We start from the raw sequence: 26651 nt of genomic DNA on the forward strand, positions 1-26651 counted from the left end.
GTTAGCACTCTCATTAACCGAGTGCTAAATCTATTATTAAAGTATCAGATCGTTTATGAGATGTCAAGGTTTGTTTCATTGTCGATCGCACCGATAAACGCTTGAAACACTTCGTTTCCAAGCAATTTCCCGCGGTGTGTGAGCCGAATATAATCGTTCGTTTCCTCAAGCAATCCGTTTTGTTTTTGTTCTTCAATTTGCTTTCCAAATACATCCTCCATCGAGCAAGCATATTTTTTCTCAAATACTTTTTTGCATACTCCTTCTGTTTTTCGCAATCCGAGAAACATTTCTTCTTCCATTTGCTCGACACGTGTGACCATGTGGCTTTCTATATAAGGAAGGCCGTTCTCTTCAACAAGTTCGATATATTTTTTTATTGGACCTGCGTTGGCATTTCTTCTCCCCGCTACATAACTATGGGCACCAGCGCCGATTCCGTAGTATTGTTCATTATTCCAATACGTCAAATTATGACGGCTTTCAAACCCTTTTTTTGCATAATTGCTTAATTCGTATTGATGATATCCGTTTCGCTCCATTTGTTCCATGATTTCTTCATACATTTCAGCCTCTTCTTCCTGACTTGGTAAAGAAAGTTGCTTTTTTTTCATTAAATTATAAAACACCGTTTTCGGCTCAATGATGAGTGAGTAAGCAGAAAAATGTTGAACATCAAGCGAAAAAGCAATGTCTAACGTTTCCTTGAGCTGCTGAAACGTTTGCGTCGGCAGTCCATACATCAAATCAATGTTAATATTTTCAAAACCGATCTTTTTGGCTAGTTCAATCGTTTGAATCGCTTCTTTCTTCGTATGCGAGCGTCCAATCCGTTTCAATAAATCATCATCAAATGTTTGCACCCCAAAGCTGAGGCGGTTGACCCCCGCTTCTTTCAACAGCCGCAATTTCTCTTCGCTGACGTTGTCTGGATTGGCTTCAAATGTAAATTCAACATCTTCTGCAAGTGAAAAATAACGATGAATGCTTGATAAAAAATATTCAAGCTGATTCATTTCTAAAACCGTTGGCGTTCCCCCGCCGACAAATACGGTGCGGAGTTCGTTCATTTGAAACGTTTCGACTGTATGCTTCATTTCTTTTTCCATCGCTTGCAAATATTCATCAACAGGCTGATTTTGAAAAAAGACTTTATTGAAATCGCAATAATGACAAATTTGTGCACAAAACGGGATATGAAAATAAGCTGCTTGAATCATCGTATTTCACACCTTTTTGGTTTAATAAAAAACCGCAGAAAAATCTGCGGTCATTTTTTATCGTCCATTTTTAATACAGCCATAAACGCTTCTTGCGGCACTTCAACAGAACCGACTTGCTTCATTCGTTTCTTTCCTTCTTTTTGTCTTTCAAGCAATTTACGCTTGCGGGAGACGTCTCCACCGTAACATTTTGCTAATACGTTTTTACGAAGCGCTTTAATGGTAGATCGGGCGATAATTTTGTTGCCAATCGCCGCTTGAACAGGTACTTCGAACTGTTGGCGCGGAATTAAGTCTTTCAATTTTTCAACAATCGCTTTTCCGCGCTCATACGCGGAGTCACGGTGAACAATAAACGATAATGCATCGACTTTTTCGCCGTTTAGTAAAATATCCATTTTCACTAATTTCGATGGTTTATAGCCAATGAGTTCATAATCGAATGAAGCATATCCTTTTGTGCTTGATTTTAAAGTATCGAAGAAGTCATAAACAATTTCGGACAACGGAATTTCGTAAATTAGGCTAACGCGCTTTTCATCTAAATACTGCATATCGCCGAAAACGCCGCGCTTATTTTGACAAAGTTCCATCACCGCACCGACGTAATCATTAGGCACCATAATCGTCGCCCGCACATACGGTTCTTCGATGCGGTCAATTTTTTGCGGATCAGGCATGTTGGATGGGTTATCGACAGATACTTCTGTTCCATCGGTCAAGTATACTTTATAAACAACGCTCGGTGCAGTTGTTATGATTTCGATATTAAATTCGCGTTCAATCCGCTCTTGAATAATTTCCATATGAAGCAATCCTAAAAAGCCGCATCGGAAACCAAATCCAAGCGCTTGCGACGTTTCTGGTTCAAATTGCAATGCCGCATCGTTTAATTGAAGCTTTTCAAGCGCTTCACGCAAATCGTTGTAGCGCGCCGTATCGATCGGATACATGCCGCAAAAGACCATCGGGTTTAAGCGGCGATATCCTGGCAGCGGTTCTGTTGCTGGATTGTCCGCATCGGTAATCGTATCCCCGACACGCGTATCGCTTACATTTTTAATCGATGCCGTCAAATAACCTACGTCGCCGACGGTCAGCTCATCGACAACTTTTGGTTTTGGCGTAAAGACGCCAACCTCAACGACTTCAAATTCTTTTCCTGTCGACATCATTTTAATTTTTTGTCCTGGTTTGACCGTTCCATCGACAACGCGAATGTATGCAACAACCCCGCGATAGGAATCATACAATGAATCAAAAATAAGCGCTCTCAATGGTGCATCAGGATCGCCTGTTGGAGCAGGGATTTTTTTCACAATTTGCTCTAAAATTTCATCGATACCAATTCCTACTTTCGCCGAAGCTAATACGGCTTCTGACGCATCTAAACCGATCACATCTTCAATTTCTTGACGCACTCGTTCTGGTTCAGCGCTTGGTAAATCAATTTTGTTGATAACCGGTAAAATTTCCAGGTTATTATCCAACGCCAAGTACACATTTGCTAACGTTTGCGCTTCAATTCCTTGCGCAGCATCAACGACAAGGATCGCCCCTTCACAAGCGGCTAAACTGCGCGATACTTCATACGTAAAATCGACGTGCCCTGGCGTATCGATTAAGTGCAAAATGTATTCTTCGCCATCTTTTGCTTTATACTTCAGTTGAACAGCATTCAACTTAATCGTAATTCCGCGTTCACGCTCAAGTTCCATCGAATCGAGCGCCTGTTCTTTCATTTCGCGTTCTGACAAAGCACCTGTTTTCTCAAGAATGCGATCCGCCAACGTCGACTTACCATGGTCAATATGAGCAATAATCGAAAAGTTACGAATGCGATCTCTTCTCTTTAATCTTTCCTCACGATTCATCTTTTTCACTCCTACTATACATGCCGGACTACACTAGATTTGATTATAGCAACATCAATACAAAGATTCAATGCATACAAAAACAAAGTGTGAATCTAGTTTTTTAGTTTTTGTGAAAGATCCTTCCCCATTCGTTTTCTGCCACGGTCTGCCAAAAAACTCCCTTTCCACAAACATTTTGCTCAGTCAAAAACAAAAAAGCCGGGGAAGCACTCCCGACTTGATCGAGCAACGAAAACATTTGTTGCACAACGGAATGAACGAAAAAGGCTAATTTTTTCCCGAACTCCGAAAAAATATTCAATGTTTCCATCCGTTGCAACTGCTCCTTTTTTTCTTCAATCGACTGCCCAAATAGAACCGTTTCTTCTTTCGAAATATGAAAAACTTCTTGAAAATCCGGATCTTTGTATCCCTTCATTTTCATCATTCCTTCATTTGCTTGTTGCATCCCTAGCAAAACACCGAACAAAAAAATCACAAGCGTTAATAAAAATTGAATCGTAAATTTAATCATCCTCGTTCACCCATTACTGCTTTTGTGCTGGAGTGTTCGCATTCACTTTTTCTGCTTGCCAATAATATTCGCTAAATACATCCGCGACTGCGGCAGCCGTTCGATACAGCTCATTAAAATTGTTATCAACGCCGCCAAACTCAATTAAAATCGCATTTTCCGATAAATCTTGATTGAATTTTCCATTTGTCCCTACTCCCTTTTTCTCAAACGTGCCTCGACTTAAACCCGGATATTTTTTTTCAAGCAACTGATGCAATTCCGTCACGACTTGCAAATTTTTTTGATATTTCGCGTTTTCTCCTCCGATAATAAAGGATACCCTTGCATAATCGACTCCGTTAATCGTGACCGTCGTAGCATTGCGCCGTCTAGAGTCGCGATGAATATCGATTAAGTACTTGACATCGCGATGGGTAGCCATCGCTTGAACCACGGCATTTCTTGAAACATCGTAAGCTTGATAGTATTCCATCTTATTTTTCAACAACTTGCTAATAAAGTCTGTTGTGTCAACAACGGCGCCAATCCCTCTTTTTTCCAATTCTTCCGCTAATTTTTTCCCGACTTTTGTTACGTTCATCGTTGGGTGATGAGCAAAATTCGGATTGGTTACGCTCTTTAAAGCAGGCAAATACGATTCTTGCGTATGGGTGTGATAAATATAAACAACTTTTTTCCCGTTTGTTGTCAGCGATGGCGGAGCAGATGGAGCTTCCTCCTCTTCTAAATTTTCGGATGCCGCTTCGCGTTCGGCTAATAACACTTCAAGCGGCGGTGAAGATTCATAAGGAATGTTTGTATAGTTTGTTCCTTCTCCAGCTAAAATAATTTCACTATCGTACAACGAAAATCCGGGAAGCTCTCTGCCAAGCAAACTGCGCGGATCATTTGGATTAATGCTTGTTAACATTTCAAAAAAATAATTTGAATATTTCAATGTTTTTCGATCCTCTGGCAATATTTGCTTAAAATAGTGATTCTCAAACGCAAGCAAATGAACAAGCGACTCGGTTGAAAAATGGTTCGTTACATGATGAATCGAAGAAGAAGAAATGCGATACTCCGGTTTTAACGATGTCATCATGGCAACCATAGTCAATGTGACCATAAAAATAAATAACAATAATAAAATCATTTTTTTTAAACTTGTCCCATTTACGGTCACGATCATTTGCCGAGAACGAATCGATTTCATCGTCTCACCCTTTCAAAGCTTGTCTACCTAATGTAACAATATGACGAAGCTTTGAAACATAGAACTCATTAGTGTGTATACGCCCCTGTGTTATATTGATCAATTTGGTGATGAAGCGCAGCGTTTAATCCGCTCGCAAGAAGGTTGGCCATATCTTCAATAAATACGTCCACTTCTTTCGGCGTCACCATTAAATTATGGCCAAGAGGGGCGAGAACTTCGTGAATTAAGCGTCGCTTTTCATCATCGCTCAACGTTCCAATCATTCCTAAAAAAACCGATCGTTGCGACTCCGACGGTAAATCTTCTTCCGTTAATTTCTTTTTCTTTCCAAACACGAAGCTAGAAGGGGCGAGAGCGCTTGCCGGCTTTTTTCCTTCTCTCATTTCTCTTCCAAAATGCTTTAATAAAAAGTCAATCGTATCGCTTGTAATCGAAACGGCATCAACAACGGTCGGTACCCCAATCGCAATGACAGGGATTCCAAGCGTATCTTTACTTAATTCCTTTCGCTTATTTCCTACACCTGAACCCGGGTGAATGCCCGTGTCCGAAATTTGAATGGTCGCATTGACACGCTCGATCGATCGAGCCGCTAGCGCATCGATCGCAATAATGAAATCGGGCTTTGTTTTTTCGATAATCCCATGAATAATGTCGCTCGTTTCAATGCCCGTCATCCCCATGACTCCTGGAGCAATCGCGCTCACTGGACGAAATCCTTCTTGAACGCTTTCAGGCTGCAGATGAAATAAGTGACGTGTGACAACTAAATTTGAGATCGCAATAGGTCCAAGCGCATCTGGAGTCACTTGTGCGTTTCCTAATCCGACAACGAGACAACTCGCATCTTCACGAATTTGAAGCTTTTGCAAAAATGCATAAAATTCTTTCGCGAATAACGCTTCCACTTTTTGTTGCAATTGCGTATCTTGCTCTCGAATTCCTTGCGCTTCAATCGTCAAATATTTTCCTGCCTTTTTGCCGATCGATTGTGCACCTTTTTCGGTTACTTCAACATAAGAAAGGCGAATGCCATCTTGCTCTCGGTCTTGAATAATGACTCCTTCGATTTCAGAGGATGTTTGTTTTTTTTGTTGTAAACGTTCTTCTAATGCAATTTCGTGCGCTTCAATTGCTAAATCGGTCCGAATCGAATACGGGCGCAAATCTAACGGTTGTTCCATTTCTTTATACCCTCCAACTTGTTTTATTATTGGTTTTCCCATCTTTTTCCCTTTCCATACCATTCATGCTTTTATGGAGTAAAATGGTTATGGGAAGGTGTTTTTTTGGCAGACCGTGTCAGAAAAACGAAGGGGGAAGGATCTCTAAAAACTTGACTCACACTTTTATGCCGCGAACTATTGCATAATTAAGTTCTGTTTGGTAGAATATCACTTGTTCTCATTGTTCATTGAACTGTCGCATATTGAACGTATATATTTCCGATGGTTTGACGGAGGTGAAAAGGATGCCAAATATTAAATCTGCGATTAAACGTGTAAAAACAAGCAATAAACGTCGCGCACAAAACGCATCAATGAAATCTGCAATGCGTACAGCGATTAAAAAATTTGAAGCGCTTGTTGAATTAAAAGATGTCGAAAAAGCACAAGAAGCGTTCATTTTAGCTTCTAAAAAAATCGACAAAGCTGCTAGCAAAGGTTTAATTCATAAAAATACAGCTAGCCGCTACAAATCTCGCTTAGCGAAAAAATTAAACAGCATTACTGCGTAACATCCAAAAATAAAAAAGAGGCTCAAGCCTCTTTTTTATTTTGCAACTTCATAAAAAATAACTCTAAAATCAATTGTTTGTCTATTCCGCTGCTTTTCATTCGGTAATCCGCTTCCGCCAATTCATTCATAATATCCATAAGCTCATTTTCTGAAAATCCTTTCGCATATCCCGCTGCTACTTTCACACGAAACGGATGAACTTTTAACATTGAAGCAATCTGTTGTTGTCCGTACCCTTTTTTCATTAATTCCTTCACTTGATAAATAAGGCGAAATTGGCTTGCAAGCAGCGCTAAAATTTTAATCGGTTCTTCATTTTGGCGCAATAAATCGTAGAGCGTGCGCAACGCCGCAGATAAATCGCGAGCAACAACTTGTTCAATTAAAACAAATATATTTTGCTCTAACGACCGGGCAACAAGGGAATAGACATCTTTGGCTGTAATCGTGCGGTCACCGACAAATAGTGTCAGTTTTTCAATTTCATTCGCTAATGTCATCAAGTCCGTACCAGCCAGCTTTAAAAGAGCCTCCACTCCTTCATCGTCAATGCGGCAACTCCCCCGAATCCATTCTTTCAATTCTTTTTCGTTTAACGGATTAGCAACGAATACGTTGGCCGTTTTTAACAGCATTTTCGTTATTTTTTTTCGCTCATCCAATTTATCGTAAAAGCCAACAAAAATAACAACAGAAAAAGGAGATGGCTGCTCAATATATGCCTCTAATTTTTTTAAGTCATGTTCCACTTTCTCTTTTCCTTTTTCTGCGGTAAGAAAAAAAGGGTTTTTAATGAGCACCACTTTTCGTTCTCCGAAGAAAGGAAGCGTTTCAGCGTCTTCCAACGCCAATTCGATCGGCGTTTCTTCACAATCGTATGTACATAAATTAAACTCCCTTTCTTCTTCCGATAACGCCTTTTTGATTAATCGTTCATACGCTTCTTTTATTAAAAAATGTTCCGTTCCATACAATAAATATAATGGTTCCATTTTTCTCGTCTCCATTCTTTGTTCGACCAGCTTCCATAAAGAACATACAATGTTTTTATATATTTTACAAGGGAATCGGTCGACGAGAAAAACCGACTCCCATTTATTTAAACGTTGGACAATAAGTCCTAGGAGCCTTATTGTCTAACGGTATCTTTATGTTTTCCCGTACGATGCGAACTATTTGTGACAACTCTTGTCAACAATAACAAAGCAATATAGATTTTTTCTCCTTTTTCCCTTATACTAAAAGTGAAAAAATAGGAGGGATGGTCATGAACGAATTTGAAAAAAACATCCAATGTAATCGAAACGATGCAGTCGATTCAGCAGTTGGCTTTATCGTATCGTTCGGTTTTTTTGCAACGATGTTCATCATTGCTACGCTCGTTAAATTTTTTGGCGCGTAATCGTTTACATAACGCCAATGAAAGAGATTGCCGCGTGCAGTCTCTTTTTTATTTGCTGTATTTTATGGCGGAAACGTCGTAAAGGTGCTTATCTTTTTTCTGTAACGAATTTGAATGGCTCCATGCTCGTCGGTACGAAAAATCGTTACACGTTTTTGTTGCAACCGCTCAATAACATCGCCGTGAGGATGATGATAACGATTATTTCGCCCAACCGAAATCAGAGCCACCGTTGGATGAATATGCGTTAAAAATGGTTGTGAAGTCGATGTTCGACTTCCGTGATGCCCCACTTTTAAAATATCGACCGGTAAAGCTGAAAAAGTTGAAGTAATGCGCTGCTCTCCTCCCTCCTCTAAATCACCCGTAAATAGCCAACGAGCTCCCCCCATTTGCACATAAAGAACAATGGAACCATCATTCGTCCCTTTTTCTTCTCCATTCGGAGAAAGAACGTAAAAGATGGCATCGTTCACTTTCCAACGATCTCCTCTCCCCACTTCTCGAACGAGGATGTTTTGTTTTTTCGCTTGCTTCACAATTTGTTGTTCAAGTTCATTTCGTTCGTTTCGTTTTCCGACAACCAGTTCGCGGACATTCAACGAATGAAGAACTGTTTCTGCCGCCCCTACATGATCGTAGTCGCCATGCGTCAAAATGAGCTTATCAAGCGTTCGCACTCCTTTTGCCTTCAAAAACGGAACAACGACATCTTCCCCAATATCAAATTCATTTTGACGTTTTTTCCATTTTTCTTCAGAAAACAAAAACGTCCCGCCTGTATCAATTAAATAAACAGCCTTCCTGTACGGAAGCTCGATATAAATGCAATCGCCTTGCCCAACATCAAGCATGACCACTTCCCCAACTGGGTTAAGAAAAGGAAACGCGAAATGAAGAAAAGTGACAAAGCCAAACGCATACCAATGCAAACGATGACGAACCTTTTTTTCAAGACAAACGAAAAAAAAGAAAATCACAACATAGTAAAAAACAACTAACCATACAGGCGGTCGGCCTAACGACAATGTAAACCATTCAATGGTTGAAATCATTTCTACCACATCGTTTGTTATATTTAATATCTTTGTTAGCAAGAAAATGATCCATAAACCCGCTTTCGGAAGTAATAAATGAATAAAAAAGGAGAAAAGAGAAAGAGGCAAAATCAGCAATGAATAAAGCGGAACAAACAATACATTAAGCGGGATGGATAAAAGAGAAATTTCATAAAAGTGGTACAATAAAAGCGGCCATGCGCTCAGTTGGGAAATGAGCGATGTAAGAAAAAGCTGCTTAAACGTCGAATTTTCTTTTGAAATGATGGAGGAAGATAAAATAAGCGAAGCGGATACAATAAACGAAAGCTGAAAGCCAATATGAAATAGCGTATAAGGATCTTTTGCAAGCATCACTAAACATGCGAGACTGACAGCATCAAGCGCGCTTAACGAAAAATTTCTTTTCATCGCTATTAACACGAATAACCCCATTAATGAAGCGCGCACAACAGAGGGAGCTCCTCCTGCAACAACAACATAAAATGGCAGAAGAACAATCAAAATCGTTCCTGCTCGTTCCCTTGTTACTCCCAGACGAATCAAAATATAAAAACATCCGCCTGTTAACAGCGTAATATGCAACCCCGAAATCGCCAACAGATGAATAAGCCCTAACGTTTGATAATCACTCATCAACGACGGGTCGATATCACGCCTTTCTCCATAAATAAGCGCTTGAACAAATCCAGATGCTTCGTTAGGAAAATGCGCGCGAATATAATCAATTCCTTTTTGTCGAGCCACTTGCAGTTGTTCGATCAACGAAAGGGGCGATCGGTGACAATGCGCCATATCAAGATGATTGGGCTTAACGAGCCAATGGATTCGCTGCCGATATAAATATTGCTGATAATCAAACGCATACGGATTCGTTGCGCGCTTCGGTTTTTCCAACTGCCCTGTAAACGAACAATTCATGCCAATGGACAGTCGTTGCCATTGCGCCTGTTCATGTTCAGACGATAGTCGATAAATGAGTTGAAGCTTCTCTCGGCCGGAGCGAACAGTTGTCTTTAGCTGATCTCCATCGATTTGAACAGGGGAAATGATGCGGACATAAAAAGAGGTTTGGTTTGAAGAGAAGGAAGTGACATTTCGTTGTTCAGCAACGAAACTGAGCGCGAAAAAAACAATGAATACAAGCGTGCAAAAAGGAAAAATGTTTCTTTTTCGCAAAATGATAAACAATCCATACAAACACGAACCGATTCCCGCTAGCCATGCCGTCTCAGCCAGTAAAGAGGCGATCCCACAAATCGCTGCGAAAGCGAAATACAAACCATTTCCCTTTATTTTCACCCACCTCATTTCACGAAAGCGGCTGTTGAGAAAGCAGCCGCTTATCGCTTCTGTAAAAATAAATAAATGTTTTCAATATCAAACGGAACTTGTTTCACAAGCACGTTCGCTTGTTGAAACAACTCGAGCGCAAACGGGTGGTTTTTGTAATCTTGCGCATAGTATACCGCTTTAATGCCGCTTTGAATGATCGCCTTGCAACAATGCAAACACGGGAAATGAGTGACATAGATTTCTGCACCTTCTGTCGGAATTCCAAATTTCGCGCATTGTAAAATCGCATTCATTTCTGCATGAATGGTACGCATACAATGATTGTCAATAACGTAACATCCTTCATCGGTGCAATGAGCCCCGCCTGCGATCGAGCCGTTATATCCGCCTGCAATAATTCGTTTATCGCGCACAATCGTCGCACCAACCGCCAGGCGTGTACATGTGCTGCGCAGCGCAAGCAAATGGCTTTGCGCCATGAAATATTGATCCCATGTAATCCGTTCCATCCTCATCGCTCCTCTCCCCAGATTTGTCCAATATGCTTTTAGTTTAGCGAGGATGCAAAGCATTCGTCAATTTCATTTCACGATAATTTGCTCTTTGATCTTCTCCAGCGATTTTTCGCCAATCCCGCTCACATTTAGTAGATCTTCTATTTTTTGAAACGGACCATTTTCTTCCCGATAAGCGATAATCGCATCCGCTTTTGCTGGACCGATTCCCGATAACGTTTGCAATTCTTCGGCTGTTGCTGTATTAATATTCACTTTTTTCTCATTTCCAGCAGCGGTCGTTTGTTCACTCATGACCGTCGGCGTTTCTTCTCCTTTCTTTGGGACATAAACCATCATTTCGTCTTGAACTTTCGCAGCTAAATTCACTTTCGTACGGTCGGCCTCTTCCGTAAATCCTCCTGCCAATTGAATGACATCTTTTATTCGGCTCGATTCATCCACTTCATAAACTCCTTCGTGTACAACTGCTCCTTTGACATCAACAAAAACCGTTAACGGCTTCGCTTCCGCTTCAACTGATTCAGCCGTTTCATTCTCAATCGGCGGAGAAATCATTTCTTTTTCGCTGTCCTTGTTGATCCAGAAAAAAATGAACGCTGTTAGCACCATTCCGCCTATATATAGCCATCGTTCATATTTTTTTATCCACTTCATTCTCTTCATCCTTTCATAAACGAATGAATAAAAGCATACATATGATTTATAGGAAACAGTGCTTACATAAGGAGGGACTTATGCATTGAATATAGGGTTCATTGGAACAGGAAACATGGGGAGAATTTTGATTGAAGCGTTTATTGGCGTAAACGCTGTTCAACCGAATCAGTTCATCATTACAAACCGAACGCTTTCCAAAGCTTATGACATACAGAAACAATATAAAGAATTAACCGTTGTGCCAACAAACGAAGAGGTTGTAAAAAAAGCAAACATCATTTTTATTTGCATCAAGCCTTTAGACATTTACCCTGTTTTAAGCCAGCTTTCTTCTCATTTGACAGAAAGTCATTGCATCGTCTCGATTACAAGTCCCATTACGGTCGAACAGCTTGAATCGCTCGTTCATTGCCATGTCATTCGGGTTATCCCAAGCATTACAAATCGAGCGCTTGCCGGCAGTTCATTAATCACTGTCGGAAAAAGATGTACAGAACGATATCGTTCGTTCGTTGAGACCTTGTTTGCCCAAATCTCTCGTCCTATTCATATAGACGAGCCTATCACAAGAGTTGCTTCCGACTTAACAAGCTGCGGTCCTGCATTTTTCAGCTACCTATTGCAAAAGTTTATCGATGCCGCCGTGCAGGAAACAGCGATTACAAGAGAACAAGCAACGATCATGGCTAGCGAAATGATGATTGGATTCGGAGAACTTTTGCAGAAAAGACTGTACACGCTTCCGTCCTTGCAAGAAAAAGTATGCGTAAAAGGCGGAATTACAGGCGCAGGAATTGAAGTGCTTGAGAGGGAGATTGGCGACTTATTTGTGCACGTGTTTCAAAAAACGCACGAAAAGTTTTATGAAGAGGTGCAGAAGGTGAAAATCCAATTTGATGATACGATTCGCTAAAAAAGGCAAAATCCCTTCTATTTAAGCGATAAAAAATAGCGGACATGAAAATGTCCGCTATTTCTTTGCTATGAAAAAAATTCGCTCTGAACGTTCAGAAGGAGGCTCGTTTTTAAAATCGGCACAAATCTCTAACAGGTGAAATCCAGCCTCCTCAAGCCACTTCCTATATTGGTCAATTTCGTACGTCCGCTGCACATGGCATTCGTCATAGCGTTCGTACGTTCCATTTTCATTTTTCACAAAAAACGTTAAATCATGCTCAACACTATGCTTCCATTCGCCAGGGAAGCAATTCCATATATAACTCACCTGTTCATCATTGCTAGCAAATGTCCCTTGCCCCAAGAAAAGGTGATCGATTTTAAAAGGCGAATGAACGTCGAATAAGAACAGTCCTCCATCTTTTAAATGAGCATATACACGTTGAAAAGTTTCGAATACATCTTTTTCCGTTTGCAAATAGTTAAGGGAATCACAAAAGCACACAATGTGGTCAAACGGTGAAAATCCGTTTAATTCACGCATATCTTGCTGAAAAAACGGAATCGTTAAACCGATCTCTTCCGCTTTTGCTTGCGCCACGGCTAACATATGCTCAGATAAATCAATTCCCGTTACAGCAAACCCTTTTTGCGCAAGACGAATCGATAATTCTCCCGTTCCGCACCCAAGATCAAGCAACGACTTCCCTTTTCCGTACTTTGCAACTTTTTCTTCGACAAACGTACACCATTCATCGTATGGCGCGTCGCTCATTAAGTAATCGTACCAATTGGCAAATTGCTCATATGTCATGCGCCTAGATCACTCTCTAAATTTTCAAGCGGCGCATCGCCCCAAAGTCGCTCTAAATCATAATATTCGCGGTCGTCTTTATGAAAGACATGAGCGACGACATCGCCCAAATCAACCAAAATCCATTTCGCCTCGTCAAATCCTTCTAGGCGCTTGACAGGAATTTGATGCTCTTCCGCCTTTTCTTTAATTTCTCGAGCGATGGCTTGCACTTGTTTTTCTGAGTTTCCGTGGCAAATCATAAAATAATCCGCCACAAGCGAGATCCCTTGCATGTTTAGAGCGACAATATTTTCCGCCTTTTTTTCATCCGCCGCTTTTACAGCGACACTCAAAATGTCACGTCCCGTCATTCAACAACTCTCCTCCTTTAATTTTTTTTGCTAAATCATTATATGTGTAAAACGTATCAGGATAAATCGCCTCATTTTTTTTCATTAGAAAGCTGATCGTATTTTGCAAGGCTTTCAATAAAGCGAGATCTAAATTTTGTTGAGCAAGCTCGCGCACTTCATCTACGCCAGGAAACGCCCTTCCCGGCTCAATATAATCTGCTAAATAAACGACTTTTTCGAGCACGGTCATGTTGGCCCGGCCTGACGTATGATAACGAATGGCGTCTAAAATGTCCACATCATCAATGCCTACTTCCGTCTTCACTAAATATGCGCCAACCGGAGCATGCCAAAGCTCTGCATTATATTGTAACAAATCGCTTGGCATATTTTGTTCAATAATGATTCGCTTCATCTCTTCTTTTGGCCGAAATTTTGCGTAATCATGAAAAATAGCGGCTAACTCTGCCTTTTTTACATCGGCTCCATACTTTTTAGCGAGCTCAATGGCCGTCTCCATCACGCCAATCGTATGTTGATAGCGATGTTCCGTTAGTTGTTTGCGCACAATCGCTAACGCTTCATGACGCTCCATATAATCCCTTCTCCTCAATATAAGATTGAACCGCCTCTGGCAACAAATATTTAACGCTCTTTCCCCTCTTTATTCGTTCTCGAATAAGAGAAGAGGAAACAGAAAATGTAGGTACTTCCACTTCAATAAGCGGATAAATGGTACAAAGCGAATAACCGGGGCGTTTCACCCCGACAAATTGAACAAATGCAATCAGCTCATCGATTTTGTACCATTTTGGCAAATATTCAACCATGTCTGCTCCAATAATAAAATAAAATTGAACATGCGGATATCGTTCTTTGAGCATTTTCATCGTTTCATACGTATAGGACGGCCCTTGCCGCTCTAACTCAATCGTTTCAAGGCGAAACTGCGAATGATCGGCAATCGCCAGCTCAATCATGGCGACACGATGGCGGCTGTCCGTCACCGCCTTTTGTTTATGAGGCGGAATGTTGTTTGGCATAAACCATATTTCATCTAACTGAAGCTCCGTTAACACTTCATTGGCAATTAATAAATGACCGTAATGCGGCGGATCAAACGTCCCGCCCAAGATTCCAACCTTTTTCACCGTTCATCCCCATTTTAGTTCGGCAAAATGATTTGTTTATTTTCGCGCGATTCTTTATATAAAACGATCGTCTTTCCAATAATTTGAACAAGTTCTGCTTTTGCCCCTTTTGCAAGCAAATCAGCAACAACTTCTTTGTCTTGCTCACAATTTTGAAGCACGCTTACTTTAATTAACTCACGCGCTTCAAGGGCATCGGCAATTTGTTTTATCATATTTTCATTAACTCCTCCTTTTCCAACTTGGAAAATCGGAGTTAAATGATGCGCTTTTGCGCGTAAAAAACGTTTTTGCTTACCCGTTAACATATTTTTCCTCCTAACTGTTTAAGTACGATTTGTTCCATTCTTTTTACATCTGGAAAGATTCCTGTCCATTTTTCAAATGCTAATGCACCTTGATACACAAACATCCCGACTCCATTTTGAACGAGCGCCCCTCTTGCCTTCGCTTCTTGCAGCCATTTTGTTTCAAGCGGATTATAAATAATGTCGCTCACGATCGTCCCCTTTTGTAAATTGTGTAGGGAAATCGGCATCTCTTCGATATTTGGAGTCATGCCGACGGATGTCGTATTGATAATGATATCATAGTTTTCCAATCGCTCCTCTGCTTCTTGAAGAGAATAGGCTGTCGATGAAACATCACTTTTCGCCTCAGCAATCACTTGGACCGCCTTTTCCACTGTCCGATTGCAAATGTCTATTTGCGAAACCCCTTGCCTTGTTAAAGCAAAATAAATTCCGCGAGCCGCTCCTCCTGCGCCAACAAGTAAAATTCGTTTTCCCGAAAGCGAGATCTTCATTTGTTCACACAATGCGCGAACAAATCCTTCACCATCGGTATTATAACCGATGAGCCTTCCGTTTTCATTCACAACCGTGTTGACGGCTCCCATCTCTCGAGCGGTCTCATCCACATCATCTAAAAAAGGAATAATCGCTGTCTTATGAGGAATCGTCACATTAAATCCCGCCACTTGGAGCGCCTTTAAACCAAAGACCGCTTCCTTTAATTGCTCACGCTCGACATGGAAAGCGTGGTAATAGGCGTCAATTCCCAATGACTGCAATGCATCGTTATGCATGAGCGGCGATAATGAATGATGAACAGGACAGCCGATTAACGCAAATAATTTTTTCAATTCCTCTCCCCTGCCTTTGTTAAATCAGTGAGCGCCTCAACATCACAGCGACGCCTTTTGGCGCATAAGCAACAATTTGTGCGCCTTGATCATGACATGTGACCCATCCGAGCCCCGAAAAGACGATATCTGTTTTTGGTTCTTTCAGTGTAAAATGGTGCGCAACAAGCGGCGGCAGCTTCTCGCTGTAACTGCTTCGCGGCGGTTGCAATAAATCGCCAAGATGCTTTTTATACAATTCATCCGCATTCTCGAGCTTCGTTCGATGAATATGCAATTCATTCGACATATAACATACAAACGGACGACGTCCGCCTTTCACATAATCTAAACGGGCAAGTCCACCAAAAAATAATGTTTGCTTTTCGTTTAATTGGTACACTTTTGGCTTAATTTCTTTTTTTGGCGTAATGATTTTTAAATCCTTTTTGTCTACATAATGAGCCATTTGATGATGATTAATAATTCCCGGCGTATCGTATATCGCCGCTCCATCTTCGAGCGGAATTTCAATCATATCAAGCGTTGTTCCTGGAAAATACGAAGTCGTAATGACATTTCCTTCGCCGGTCACTTCTTTAATAATCCGATTGATAAACGTTGATTTCCCGACGTTTGTACATCCAACGACATACACATCTTTTCCTTCGCGATATTGTTCGATCGCTTCCATTACCTCCCGCATTCCATGCCCTTTCGATGCGCTCACTAAAAAGATGTCGACCGGTCTTAAACCAAGCTCTTTCGATGATTGTTTCATCCAATGAATTAATTTTTCATGTTTAACGGATTTCGGTAACAAATCGACTTTATTTCCGACTAACAATACTTTGTTTTTCCCAACGAAACGATGAAGACCTGGCAGCCAGCTTCCGTTAAAATCGAAAATATCAACAATTTTAACAACCAGTCCTTCAGCATTGCCAATTCCATTTAAAATTTTAAGAAAATCATCGTCTGTCAACGCCACATCTTGCACTTCGTTGTAATGCTTCAAGCGAAAGCAACGTTGGCAAATAATCGTTTCTTTTTCTAATGCCGACGGCGGAGCATAGCCGACTTTTGTTTCATCCTCTGTTTGAATTTTTACACCGCAACCGATACAGATCATTGTCTTTTCTTCCATATCATTATCCCTCCCAATGAATCATTCCTTTTTTGCGCATAACATCTAAAATTCTCCGTTCAATTTTCCGATTAATCCGCGTTACCCAGCCATCTGTCTCAGAAACAGGTACGACTAAAATCGTATGTAACCCAAGGAGATTGCCTCCGAATATATCGGTTAACAGCTGATCGCCAATAACAACCACTTCTTCTTTTTTTAGCTTCATATCGCGAATGGCTTGTTGAAACGCTCGGGTCAACGGTTTTCTCGCCTCGAAAATGAACGGGATCTTGAGCGGATCGGCAAAGGCTTTGACTCTTTTTTCGTTATTGTTTGAAACAATGGTAACTTGAATACCACTCGCTTTCATTTGCTCAAACCAGCGCACAAGCTCCGGCGTAGCAAGCGGCCGGTCCCACTCAACAAGCGTATTATCCAAATCCGTTATAATTCCTTTAACTCCTTTTTGCAGCAAACTTTCTGGCGTAATCTCAAAAATACTTTTAGCATGTTGATTTGGCAAAAAATATTTTAGCATACATCTCTCACCCTTTTGTTTCATTTTGAAGCCAAAACATCAAACAACAAATTGTAAAATTTTTCGACAAATCCAGCCTTTTTTCACATCTTGTGGATAAGTTTATTCACATTTTCCACTTTGTTCTTATTTGACTTTTAACATTTATAAACAATTCATCCACAATTTATCCACCGATACATGTGGATAACTAGAACAATTGTTCTCTTTTTAAATTTATGGTAAAGTTTTCTTAAACCTAACATTATATGTATACAACACCATTTGTATACGAAAGGAGGAAAAATAATTTGAGGTGTTTACCCGATCAGTTGTTGATTGAATCCTACCATAAGGCAAAAGAATTGGAATTAAGCCCTGATTTTATCAAGCTGATTGAACTAGAAATTTTTCGTCGTTCGTTAAGCCACAAAATTAAAGTATCATCTTAAGCGATGAGCCCTATTGGCTCTTTTTTCTTTTTTGTAAAAAACCGAGCCGCTGCCCCATTTTCACTTCCAATGGCGGGACAATTTGTTCATCCAGCGCAAACACTCCCGATTCAAACAAAAGAACAACGGTGGAGCCAAAAGAAAAATAAGCGATTTCCTCTCCTTTAACAACCTGCTCATGTTTGTGGGTTAGCTCGATGCTATTGACAAACATCGCTCCCACTTTCACAATGGCTGTATAGATTCCATCTGCGCAAAGTTCTGTAATCATTCGGTAATTTTTTGAAAGAGGAGCTTTGCCATACTTTAATCCTAAGCGATTGACAGGGTATGATTTATTTCCTAGCGACCATTGGTTCACAACTTGTCCAGATATTGGACTGTGGATACGATGATAATGGCTAGGGCTTAAATACAAAATAATAAACGTTCCATTTAAATATTTGTTCGCTATTTCATCGTTGCCAAGCATCTCGCGAATCGAATACGTCTTTCCTTTAACCATTATTTCCTTTGTGTCTGTAATGATTCCAATCTCTTCAACCACCGCATCAACTGGGCTAATGACACTGTCTGGATGGTCATCGATCGGCCGAATCCCTTTTTTTAATGTACGGATAAATAATTGTTGCAATGTTTTGTACTCATGTAAACTTTTTTCCATCTCTTCTTGATTTACTTTATAAATTTTTGCATAAGATGGAATAAACAAACGACTCCATTTGGAACGAGTAAATGATGCAATCCATTTCGAAGTCAACGAATGATTCGTCAATTCAATAAAAAAACGATAAAGCCATTTTAACAACGATTTTCCCTCCTGAAGCAAAGAATATCCTTTACTAGTTTACATATTATAAATAAAATATTAGTAATTGAAGTATGTTTTTTTCGCAAGTAGCCCGCCACGATCCATTAATTAAGGAGTGAAAAAAATGTTTTTATCCGATTATTTCGATCATACCATTAAAAAATTGAAAGCGCACACGGCAAACGTATTAACATTAACAAACCTTAGCTTAGGGGGATTCTCCATTTTATTCGCAACAAAGGGACAGTTAAATGTCAGCGTATTGCTTATTTTCTTGGCGGCACTTGCCGATCGCTTTGATGGAACGGTCGCTCGAAAATTAAACATCGAATCAGAGCTCGGAAAACAATTGGACTCAATGAGTGATATTATATCATTTGGAGTGGCGCCAGCACTATTACTTTATCAAGGATTGTTGTACGAATTTGGCGCTCCAGGCTTTTTCTTCACCATTTTTTATATCGGATGCGGAGCGTTTCGTCTAGCGAAATTCAATATTTCTGAAAACAATGGCTATTTTACCGGTTTGCCAATTACAGCCGCTGGATGTTTGCTCACGCTGAGCTACTTGACGATTCATTACTTCCCGCCGCACTTTTTCATCTTTCTCATATTTACTTTGTCGCTGCTAATGGTTGGAACATTTAAATTGAAAAAAATTTGATGCGGCCAGCTCCCTTGAAGCTCAAAGCTTCAAGGGATTTTTTTCGTACAAATTTCCCTTTTCAAACATTCTTATCCATTATATGATAGGTTTGGACTCGTTTTTAAATATTAGAAAATCTAGAGGTGATAACATGGATCGTACATCCGTTATCGGATTAATTCTCGGAATTATCGCCGTCGGCCTCGGAATGTATTTTAAAGGAGTCACTCCGGAAGTGTTAATCAACCCTGCGGCGATTTTAATCATTCTTTTAGGAACAGCGGCGGCTGTCACAATCGCCTTTCCAACAAGCGAGATTAAAAAGGTCCCAAAATTATTTGGTGTAATATTTAAGGAGTCCAAAACCCCAACAATCGAAGAGCTTATTCCTCTTTTTGTTGAATGGGCAAACGTCGCTCGTCGCGAAGGATTGCTTGCGTTAGAAACAAAAATTCCCGAAGTTGAAGACCCTTTTTTACGCAACGGATTAATGTTAGCGATTGATGGACAATCGCAAGAATTTATTCGCGATGTTATGACGGAAGAGATTCAAGCGATGGAAGAGCGGCACCAAGCAAATGCCGCCATTTTTACACAAGCAGGAACCTATGCACCAACACTTGGAGTTCTTGGGGCGGTTGTCGGTTTGATCTCAGCACTCAAAAATATGGAAGATATTAATCAATTGGGATATGCCATTAGTTCTGCATTCGTCGCTACACTAATGGGAATTTTCACTGGATACGTCCTTTGGCATCCATTTGCCAACAAACTAAAACGCAAATCGAGAGAAGAAGCAAAGGTCCGTCAAGTGATGATTGAAGGGGTTTTGTCCATTATTGAAGGGCAATCACCGCGAGCGATTGAACAAAAACTCGCTTCCTATCTTCCATCGAGCGAACGCCAAAAAATTTTAGCGCAAGGAGATCAAAGAGATGTCGAAAAAGCGTAAGCATCGTCACGATGACCACATTGATGAGAGTTGGTTAATTCCGTACGCTGACTTGTTGACGCTTCTATTAGCTTTATTTATCGTTTTATTCGCAAGCAGTCAAATAGATGCGCAGAAATTTCAACAAATTGCTCGTTCCTTTAACAGCGCTCTAACCGGTGGAACAGGGGTGCTTGAATATCCTAGTCCGATTGAGAAAGAACAGCTTGAATCGCTATTAAAAGAGGACCAAAACAATAAGCCACATCCCAAAATGTCGCTGAAAGAATACGAACAATTAAAAGAAATTCAAGAAAAATTCAACACATACATAAACAAAAATCATTTAAGCGGAGAGTTATCAACTGCACTGACCGAAGAAGGATTACTTGTTACCGTCGCTAACGATGTTCTTTTCGATTCTGGAAGCGCGGATGTGAAGCCGGAATATCGACAAATCGCTCAAAAAATTTCCAACTTGTTGGTGATGAGTCCGCCGCGCAGCATCGTCGTTAGCGGTCATACCGATAACGTTCCGATTCACAACGCAAAATTTGCTTCAAACTGGGAATTGAGCGTCATGCGTGCGGTTAATTTTATGAAGCTGCTGTTAGAAAATAAAAAATTGGATCCTCGTCTCTTTAGTGCGAAAGGATATGGGGAATTCAAACCGGTCGCTTCAAACTCTACACCAGAAGGACGAATGAAAAACCGCCGTGTGGAAATCTTAATCATGCCTAATGAACCTGCCCAAACAAATTAAAGGGTTGTCCTCTTTCTTCGGACAACCCTTTTCCGTTATCACCCCGTGATCACATCTCCTTCCGGGTAACGAATATTCATCTTTTCAGGTTTCGAAATGGAATAAACAAGTGTCAATGGTCCCATTTTTCCCAGAAACATAATAAAAATAATGATCACTTTTCCTGCAAACGAAAGATGAGGAGTGAAATTCATCGACAATCCGACCGTTCCAAACGCTGAAACAACCTCAAATAAAATCGGCATCAATCCCGCTTCTTCCGTCAATGTCAAAAGCATTGTCGCAATAAAAATAAACAGGACGCTAACCGATAAAATGGCGAGCGAACGCAAAATCGTTGTATTGCGAATCGTCCGCTTAAGGATCACCGTTTCCTCTTTCCCTTTTAAAAAGTTCATCACCGCAAAAATAATGACGATAAAGGTCGTTAATTTAATTCCGCCACCTGTGGATGCACTTCCAGCCCCAACGAACATCAATAAAACAATGAGCATTAATGTCGGCTGTTCAAGCGCGCCAATATCAATCGTATTAAACCCAGCTGTCCGCGGCGTAATTCCTTGGAAATAAGCAGCCCACATTTTTTCAGACATCGTCAATTTTCCTAGCGTATTCGGATTGTGATATTCAAAGAGAAAAATGGATACAATCGCAATCATATTCACAATTAATGTACTAATCAGCATAATTTTCGAATGAAGCGATAACTTTTTAAAACGACGTTGATAGTAGAGATCAAAAATAACCGTAAATCCGATCCCACCGATCATGATTAAAAACGTGATCACAAGATTCACAAGCGGATCGCCGACGAATTGCGATAAATTATCGGGCCATAACGCAAACCCTGCATTGTTAAACGCCGCAATCGTATGGAATAAACTGTAATAGATCCCTTTACCTAATCCCATTTCCGGTACCCAACGAATCGATAATAAAATAACTCCTATCAATTCCGTCAAAAACGAAAAAATAAAAATATTGCGGGCAAGGCGAATGACTCCGCCGATTGATGGCTGATTCAATGCCTCTTGCATTAACAGCCGCTGCTTAATTCCGATTTTTTTTCCCATCATAATAACGACAAGCACCGCAAACGTCATCACACCGAGACCGCCGACTTGAATTAAAAACATTATCACGATTTCTCCAAAGAGCGTAAATGTCGAACCCGGGTCAACGGAAGTTAATCCCGTAACGGTTGCTGCCGATGTGGAAATGAAAAAAGCATCGATCCAACTAATTTCATGTTCAGTGGCAATCGGTAACTTCAACAAAATGCCTCCAACCATCACAAGAGAGAGAAAAATAAGCGCAAGAAATTGCGGTGGTGTCAGTTTAATCGGTTTATACATCGCTCTTTTCATCGTGCTTTCTTCCTTCCTTCATTGTTGGAAATGTACCTTATTTATTTTTCCGCAATCGATAAAGCACGTATAACGCAGTTAAAACAATAGCACCAACAATGATTGGTTTTAAATACGGACGAGCCATTTCATCGATTTGTTGCCAATTCGACCCGAGCTTTTCACCTAAATAAATAAAGAAAATCGACCATGGAATGACCGCACATGTTGTATAAAAGGTAAATCGCGTCCACGACATTTTCGCAATGCCTGCCGGAATCGAAATCGCATGACGGACAACCGGGATAAAACGCGCTGTAAAAATGACGCCAGTTCCATACTTTCGAAACCATTCTTCCGCCAAATCCAAATGTTTTTGATGAATCAACAAATACTTTCCGTATTTATCTAAAAACGGCCTTCCCCCATAGTACCCCATCCAATAAAGGAACAACTGCGCCAACGTTCCGCCGATCGTTCCAGCAATGACTGCGCCGATGAATGAAATTTCTCCCCTTGATACCAAATATCCCGCATACGACAAAACAATTTCGCTTGGAATGACCTCAATCATAAGCGCCAATGCCACTCCAACATACCCTAAGTCCGCCAGAAATGTAAAAATGGTTTGAATCCATTCGTTCATATGTATCCCTCCATACCACACCATTATATACCATATAACAAAATCGGACGAGTCATTCCCTCTCTCCACATTATACTCATGAAAATAAAAGATATATGTCCAAACACAAACAAGTTTTCATTCGCATATATATACGTTTATAGGTAACTACCTAAATGAGCATCCGCGAGGTGAAAGGCCATGAGTAGTATTTTATCAGCATTTGCTTTATTTGTAAAAGAGCTTATCTTCCTAGTGTCGTATGTGAAAAACAACGCCTTCCCCCAACCTTTAAATGCGAAAGAAGAGGAAAAATATTTACAATTAATGGCGAAAGGTGACGAATCCGCCCGCAACAAACTCATCGAACATAATTTACGCCTTGTCGCCCACATCGTCAAAAAATTTGAAAACACCGGAGAAGAGCCCGAAGATTTAATCTCAATTGGAACAATCGGGCTAATTAAGGCGATCGAAAGCTACTCCCCTGGAAAAGGGACGAAGCTCGCTACGTATGCGGCCCGGTGTATTGAAAACGAAATCCTTATGCATTTGCGCTCATTGAAGAAAACAAAAAAAGATGTATCTTTGCACGATCCGATCGGGCAAGATCGCGACGGGAACGAAATTAGCCTAATCGACATTTTGAAATCCGAAGGCGATGATGTGGCGGAAATGACTGAACTCAACATGGAACTCGAAAAAATTAAAAAATATTTGGACGTATTGGACGGCCGCGAAAAAGAAGTCATCGTCAGCCGTTTTGGACTCAACATGCAAAAAGAAAAGACGCAGCGCGAAATCGCCAAAGAGCTCGGCATCTCCCGCAGCTACGTCTCCCGCATCGAAAAACGCGCGCTCATGAAAATGTTTCACGAATTTTACCGGAATGAAAAAAAACAAAAGGACTAGCGAGAGCTAGTCCTAGTTTATTTCATACCACTACGTTTAGATAAAACTTGCTCGTTATGAGTCCGAGTTTGGCGACAGTCGCAACTTTATATCCCACTACGTTCAGATAAAACATCGTTGTAATCAATCCAACCACACCCCTACAAACATCTTTATATCCCACTACGTTCAGATAAAACTTGTTCACCTCTTCTCGCTTTCTATGAAACTCCCGTTCGTCTTTATATCCCACTACGTTCAGATAAAACTGTCCCGCCCAATTTGTAGCTTCAGTTGTGATTGCGCCTTTATATCCCACTACGTTCAGATAAAACTCGCTATTCAGACGACATTGTGAACGACATTGTGGTCTTTATATCCCACTACGTTCAGATAAAACATGAACAATACGGAGAAGGGGCGGCTGTTCCATTCAACTTTATATCCCACTACGTTCAGATAAAACTAATAGGAAGTGAAGTCCGACAGACCAACAGACTTCAACTTTATATCCCACTACGTTCAGATAAAACGCAAATACTACGGAGGCGAAACATCATGAACATTCAACAACTTTATATCCCACTACGTTCAGATAAAACTTTGACGCGCTTGTTTGTGAGTTGCTCGATGAGTGATCTTTATATCCCACTACGTTCAGATAAAACTTGAACGAAGAAGGAAAGCCAGCATTTTGGGTGGATCTTTATATCCCACTACGTTCAGATAAAACTGAGGTGAAATGATACGAGAAAGCAAGGGAGTTAAAAAGCTTTATATCCCACTACGTTCAGATAAAACTCAGCATGTAATTCCTGCTACACGAGTAAAAGATGAACCTTTATATCCCACTACGTTTAGATAAAACGCGTTTGATACTTTTTTCAATTGTGCGGTTTTAACAGCTTTATATCCCACTACGTTCAGATAAAACCCAACCGATAATCCAGCGAGGTCATTTTTCATACCTCTTTATATCCCACTACGTTCAGATAAAACGGGAGCTTTCCCTTATCCAAGTAAACGTGCCGCCAATTCCTTTATATCCCACTACGTTCAGATAAAACACACAAACGCCGCGGAAAAAGACAACACCGGAAGAAACAACTTTATATCCCACTACGTTCAGATAAAACACTGAGAGCGTGTCGATCGGAAGAGATGCCTTTTTCTTTATATCCCACTACGTTCAGATAAAACCCCCCTGTTGAAAAGTAGGGGGGGTAGGGGGGGCATCTTTATATCCCACTACGTTCAGATAAAACTATTCATTTGATTTCATCTTCTCAAAGATTTATTTTTGACTTTATATCCCACTACGTTCAGATAAAACGTTAAATTGTCGAATAGTTCCAATTTGACAAAACCGCTTTATATCCCACTACGTTCAGATAAAACGTAGATGGAATGATCGATACTTTGTGAACAGAATGATCTTTATATCCCACTACGTTCAGATAAAACTCGAATGACAACCATTAAAGTAGTTGATTCCATCACTTTATATCCCACTACGTTCAGATAAAACTTAACAAATTTCACTACATTAATACACGTATTGCCGACAACTTTATATCCCACTACGTTCAGATAAAACATAGTTTTGGATTTTTTATTCAGCATACTTTTTCTTCCTTTATATCCCACTACGTTCAGATAAAACCGTAGACTTTGAACACAGACGTAAAGATGGCTTATATCTCTTTATATCCCACTACGTTCAGATAAAACCTGTCCTGTCTGTGAATCTTCTCGCGTTTTTCTTGACTTTATATCCCACTACGTTCAGATAAAACGGTCTAACAGAATAAAAAGCGTCTCTCCAAGCTACCTTTATATCCCACTACGTTCAGATAAAACTTTCGGTTAGCGCCGTAATAATCATGTCGTATAATGTTCTTTATATCCCACTACGTTCAGATAAAACGAAGCTACAAGAGAAAATCGAAAAAGCCGACAACGCAACTTTATATCCCACTACGTTCAGATAAAACGCAGAGAAAGTATTTTAAATTATGTCGGTTTATTCTTTATATCCCACTACGTTCAGATAAAACAAATGCTTCTTTCATTTCAGGAGTGAATGAACGGTGCAACTTTATATCCCACTACGTTCAGATAAAACCGGTGTGCGACGTTCCGGTTCCGCCTTTGTTATCGCCTTTATATCCCACTACGTTCAGATAAAACCCAGCGTAAAATAAGCTTCGTCAACTATTAGAATTTTCTTTATATCCCACTACGTTCAGATAAAACGACCGTACCGCGTGCGCCGCCTTTAATTTGTGCGACTTTATATCCCACTACGTTCAGATAAAACCGGAAAGTTATGAACGAAATTAAGAAAATGGATTTACCGCCTTTATATCCCACTACGTTCAGATAAAACTTACGCGGAAGAAGTCGAGCCTGTTATTGATCGATTATCTTTATATCCCACTACGTTCAGATAAAACGTTGAATTTATTACAATTTTAAAGGAGCATTCCTGTAATGAGGAAAAATGAGGTTTGAAACAAAAAAAGTCCCCTTGGTATGATACAGGGTGTCAAGGACTTGACCCCTAACTAATAAACCAAGGAGGACCTGATATGAATTATAACCGAAATTCGAAAATTAGGCAAATCACTGAACACACGTTAATCATTGGCGTTGATATCGCGAAACACAAACACGTGGCAAGAGCTCAAGATTACCGGGGATTCGATCTATCGAAGGCCGTTATAGTTGAAAA

General features: G+C 40.4%; 28 protein-coding genes, 1 pseudogene and 1 CRISPR repeat array. Of the genes and pseudogenes, 9 read left to right on the forward strand and 20 right to left on the reverse strand.

What is annotated here, in order from left to right; genetic code table 11:
- Positions 1–53: 53 nt before the first annotated feature.
- The 5 genes from hemW to gpr all read right to left on the reverse strand — a co-directional run bounded on the left by hemW (position 54) and on the right by gpr (position 5999).
- Positions 54–1220 carry a radical SAM family heme chaperone HemW gene (gene hemW / locus EDD69_RS09210; protein WP_132948669.1) on the reverse strand — a complete coding sequence of 389 codons (1167 nt, stop codon included), beginning with the start codon at positions 1218–1220 and terminating at the stop codon, positions 54–56.
- A gap of 50 nt (positions 1221–1270) precedes the next feature.
- Complete coding sequence (gene lepA / locus EDD69_RS09215) at positions 1271–3097, reverse strand: translation elongation factor 4 (protein WP_132948670.1); 1827 nt, start codon at positions 3095–3097, stop codon at positions 1271–1273.
- Between the two features lie 103 nt (positions 3098–3200).
- The gene (locus EDD69_RS09220; protein ID WP_132948671.1) at positions 3201–3614 is read right to left on the reverse strand and encodes a YqxA family protein; all 414 of its coding nucleotides are present in this window, start codon (positions 3612–3614) and stop codon (positions 3201–3203) included.
- Between the two features lie 13 nt (positions 3615–3627).
- Complete coding sequence (spoIIP, locus tag EDD69_RS09225) at positions 3628–4812, reverse strand: stage II sporulation protein P (RefSeq protein WP_132948672.1); 1185 nt, start codon at positions 4810–4812, stop codon at positions 3628–3630.
- A gap of 68 nt (positions 4813–4880) precedes the next feature.
- The gene (gene gpr / locus EDD69_RS09230; protein ID WP_132948673.1) at positions 4881–5999 is read right to left on the reverse strand and encodes a GPR endopeptidase; all 1119 of its coding nucleotides are present in this window, start codon (positions 5997–5999) and stop codon (positions 4881–4883) included.
- Positions 6000–6286: 287 nt separating this feature from the next.
- On the opposite strand from gpr, the gene rpsT reads away from it, so the two are divergent.
- A complete protein-coding gene (gene rpsT / locus EDD69_RS09235) occupies positions 6287–6553 on the forward strand; it encodes a 30S ribosomal protein S20 (RefSeq protein WP_132948674.1) in 267 nt (88 codons plus the stop codon).
- Positions 6554–6575: 22 nt separating this feature from the next.
- Here rpsT and holA read toward each other — a convergent pair whose 3' ends face one another.
- Entirely contained in the window at positions 6576–7547 is a 972-nt protein-coding gene (holA, locus tag EDD69_RS09240; protein ID WP_243643084.1) for a DNA polymerase III subunit delta, read from the reverse strand.
- Positions 7548–7822: 275 nt separating this feature from the next.
- Here holA and EDD69_RS09245 point away from each other — a divergent pair, with 275 nt between their 5' ends.
- A complete protein-coding gene (locus EDD69_RS09245; RefSeq protein ID WP_132948676.1) occupies positions 7823–7957 on the forward strand; it encodes a YqzM family protein in 135 nt (44 codons plus the stop codon).
- A gap of 62 nt (positions 7958–8019) precedes the next feature.
- Here the strand turns inward: EDD69_RS09245 and EDD69_RS09250 are convergent, their stop codons facing one another.
- From EDD69_RS09250 to EDD69_RS09260, 3 genes are all read right to left on the reverse strand, one after another.
- Positions 8020–10317: a DNA internalization-related competence protein ComEC/Rec2 gene (locus EDD69_RS09250; protein ID WP_243643085.1), complete on the reverse strand. Its 2298-nt coding sequence runs from the start codon at positions 10315–10317 to the stop codon at positions 8020–8022.
- A gap of 41 nt (positions 10318–10358) precedes the next feature.
- Complete coding sequence (locus EDD69_RS09255) at positions 10359–10820, reverse strand: ComE operon protein 2 (protein WP_132948678.1); 462 nt, start codon at positions 10818–10820, stop codon at positions 10359–10361.
- A 72-nt stretch (positions 10821–10892) separates the two neighbouring features.
- Complete coding sequence (locus tag EDD69_RS09260) at positions 10893–11483, reverse strand: helix-hairpin-helix domain-containing protein (protein ID WP_132948679.1); 591 nt, start codon at positions 11481–11483, stop codon at positions 10893–10895.
- Between the two features lie 85 nt (positions 11484–11568).
- On the opposite strand from EDD69_RS09260, the gene comER reads away from it, so the two are divergent.
- Positions 11569–12399: a late competence protein ComER gene (comER, locus tag EDD69_RS09265; protein WP_132948680.1), complete on the forward strand. Its 831-nt coding sequence runs from the start codon at positions 11569–11571 to the stop codon at positions 12397–12399.
- 57 nt (positions 12400–12456) lie between these two features.
- Here the strand turns inward: comER and EDD69_RS09270 are convergent, their stop codons facing one another.
- Genes EDD69_RS09270 through EDD69_RS09305 form a run of 8 tightly spaced genes read right to left on the reverse strand, consistent with a single transcriptional unit; the run spans position 12457 to position 17473 of the window.
- Entirely contained in the window at positions 12457–13197 is a 741-nt protein-coding gene (locus EDD69_RS09270; RefSeq protein ID WP_132948681.1) for a class I SAM-dependent DNA methyltransferase, read from the reverse strand.
- On the reverse strand, positions 13194–13550 hold the full coding sequence (gene rsfS / locus EDD69_RS09275; protein WP_132948682.1) for a ribosome silencing factor: 357 nt from the start codon (positions 13548–13550) through the stop codon (positions 13194–13196). The genes EDD69_RS09270 and rsfS overlap by 4 nt, the downstream gene beginning before the upstream one ends.
- The gene (gene yqeK, locus EDD69_RS09280; protein WP_132948683.1) at positions 13537–14127 is read right to left on the reverse strand and encodes a bis(5'-nucleosyl)-tetraphosphatase (symmetrical) YqeK; all 591 of its coding nucleotides are present in this window, start codon (positions 14125–14127) and stop codon (positions 13537–13539) included. Before yqeK ends, rsfS begins: the two co-directional genes overlap by 14 nt.
- On the reverse strand, positions 14114–14683 hold the full coding sequence (locus EDD69_RS09285) for a nicotinate-nucleotide adenylyltransferase (protein WP_132948684.1): 570 nt from the start codon (positions 14681–14683) through the stop codon (positions 14114–14116). The genes yqeK and EDD69_RS09285 overlap by 14 nt, the downstream gene beginning before the upstream one ends.
- A gap of 14 nt (positions 14684–14697) precedes the next feature.
- A complete protein-coding gene (yhbY, locus tag EDD69_RS09290; RefSeq protein WP_132948685.1) occupies positions 14698–14991 on the reverse strand; it encodes a ribosome assembly RNA-binding protein YhbY in 294 nt (97 codons plus the stop codon).
- Positions 14985–15827, reverse strand: a complete 843-nt coding sequence (aroE, locus tag EDD69_RS09295) for a shikimate dehydrogenase (RefSeq protein ID WP_132948686.1) — start codon at positions 15825–15827, stop codon at positions 14985–14987. Before aroE ends, yhbY begins: the two co-directional genes overlap by 7 nt.
- Before the next feature lie 19 nt (positions 15828–15846).
- Positions 15847–16953, reverse strand: coding sequence for a ribosome biogenesis GTPase YqeH (gene yqeH, locus EDD69_RS09300; protein WP_132948687.1), 1107 nt, complete (start codon positions 16951–16953; stop codon positions 15847–15849).
- Between the two features lie 4 nt (positions 16954–16957).
- Positions 16958–17473, reverse strand: a complete 516-nt coding sequence (locus EDD69_RS09305; protein WP_132948688.1) for a YqeG family HAD IIIA-type phosphatase — start codon at positions 17471–17473, stop codon at positions 16958–16960.
- Positions 17474–17763: 290 nt separating this feature from the next.
- Here EDD69_RS09305 and EDD69_RS09310 point away from each other — a divergent pair, with 290 nt between their 5' ends.
- The gene (locus EDD69_RS09310; protein ID WP_132948689.1) at positions 17764–17904 is read left to right on the forward strand and encodes a sporulation histidine kinase inhibitor Sda; all 141 of its coding nucleotides are present in this window, start codon (positions 17764–17766) and stop codon (positions 17902–17904) included.
- A gap of 10 nt (positions 17905–17914) precedes the next feature.
- Here the strand turns inward: EDD69_RS09310 and EDD69_RS09315 are convergent, their stop codons facing one another.
- Complete coding sequence (locus EDD69_RS09315) at positions 17915–18712, reverse strand: phosphatidylserine decarboxylase (protein WP_132948690.1); 798 nt, start codon at positions 18710–18712, stop codon at positions 17915–17917.
- A 127-nt stretch (positions 18713–18839) separates the two neighbouring features.
- On the opposite strand from EDD69_RS09315, the gene pssA reads away from it, so the two are divergent.
- The 3 genes from pssA (at position 18840) to motB (ending at position 21055) form a co-directional block, all read left to right on the forward strand.
- On the forward strand, positions 18840–19379 hold the full coding sequence (gene pssA / locus EDD69_RS09320; protein ID WP_132948691.1) for a CDP-diacylglycerol--serine O-phosphatidyltransferase: 540 nt from the start codon (positions 18840–18842) through the stop codon (positions 19377–19379).
- Positions 19380–19512: 133 nt separating this feature from the next.
- Entirely contained in the window at positions 19513–20313 is an 801-nt protein-coding gene (motA, locus tag EDD69_RS09325; protein WP_132948692.1) for a flagellar motor stator protein MotA, read from the forward strand.
- The gene (gene motB, locus EDD69_RS09330; protein ID WP_132948693.1) at positions 20297–21055 is read left to right on the forward strand and encodes a flagellar motor protein MotB; all 759 of its coding nucleotides are present in this window, start codon (positions 20297–20299) and stop codon (positions 21053–21055) included. The genes motA and motB overlap by 17 nt, the downstream gene beginning before the upstream one ends.
- A gap of 38 nt (positions 21056–21093) precedes the next feature.
- Here motB and EDD69_RS09335 read toward each other — a convergent pair whose 3' ends face one another.
- Together EDD69_RS09335 and uptA are read right to left on the reverse strand one after the other, a co-directional pair.
- Positions 21094–22422, reverse strand: a complete 1329-nt coding sequence (locus EDD69_RS09335) for a TrkH family potassium uptake protein (protein ID WP_132948694.1) — start codon at positions 22420–22422, stop codon at positions 21094–21096.
- A gap of 37 nt (positions 22423–22459) precedes the next feature.
- The gene (uptA, locus tag EDD69_RS09340; protein WP_132948695.1) at positions 22460–23047 is read right to left on the reverse strand and encodes an undecaprenyl phosphate transporter UptA; all 588 of its coding nucleotides are present in this window, start codon (positions 23045–23047) and stop codon (positions 22460–22462) included.
- Between the two features lie 180 nt (positions 23048–23227).
- On the opposite strand from uptA, the gene sigK reads away from it, so the two are divergent.
- Both sigK and EDD69_RS15560 read left to right on the forward strand, forming a co-directional pair.
- Positions 23228–23938, forward strand: coding sequence for an RNA polymerase sporulation sigma factor SigK (sigK, locus tag EDD69_RS09345; RefSeq protein WP_132948696.1), 711 nt, complete (start codon positions 23228–23230; stop codon positions 23936–23938).
- An 84-nt stretch (positions 23939–24022) separates the two neighbouring features.
- A CRISPR array of direct repeats spans positions 24023–26373; the repeat unit is 29 nt; unit sequence CTTTATATCCCACTACGTTCAGATAAAAC.
- 135 nt (positions 26374–26508) lie between these two features.
- Positions 26509–26651: pseudogene (locus EDD69_RS15560) on the forward strand (IS110 family transposase); the annotation flags it as partial.

Origin of the sequence: Thermolongibacillus altinsuensis (assembly GCF_004341205.1) — a bacterium.
GTDB lineage: Bacteria > Bacillota > Bacilli > Bacillales > Anoxybacillaceae > Thermolongibacillus > Thermolongibacillus altinsuensis.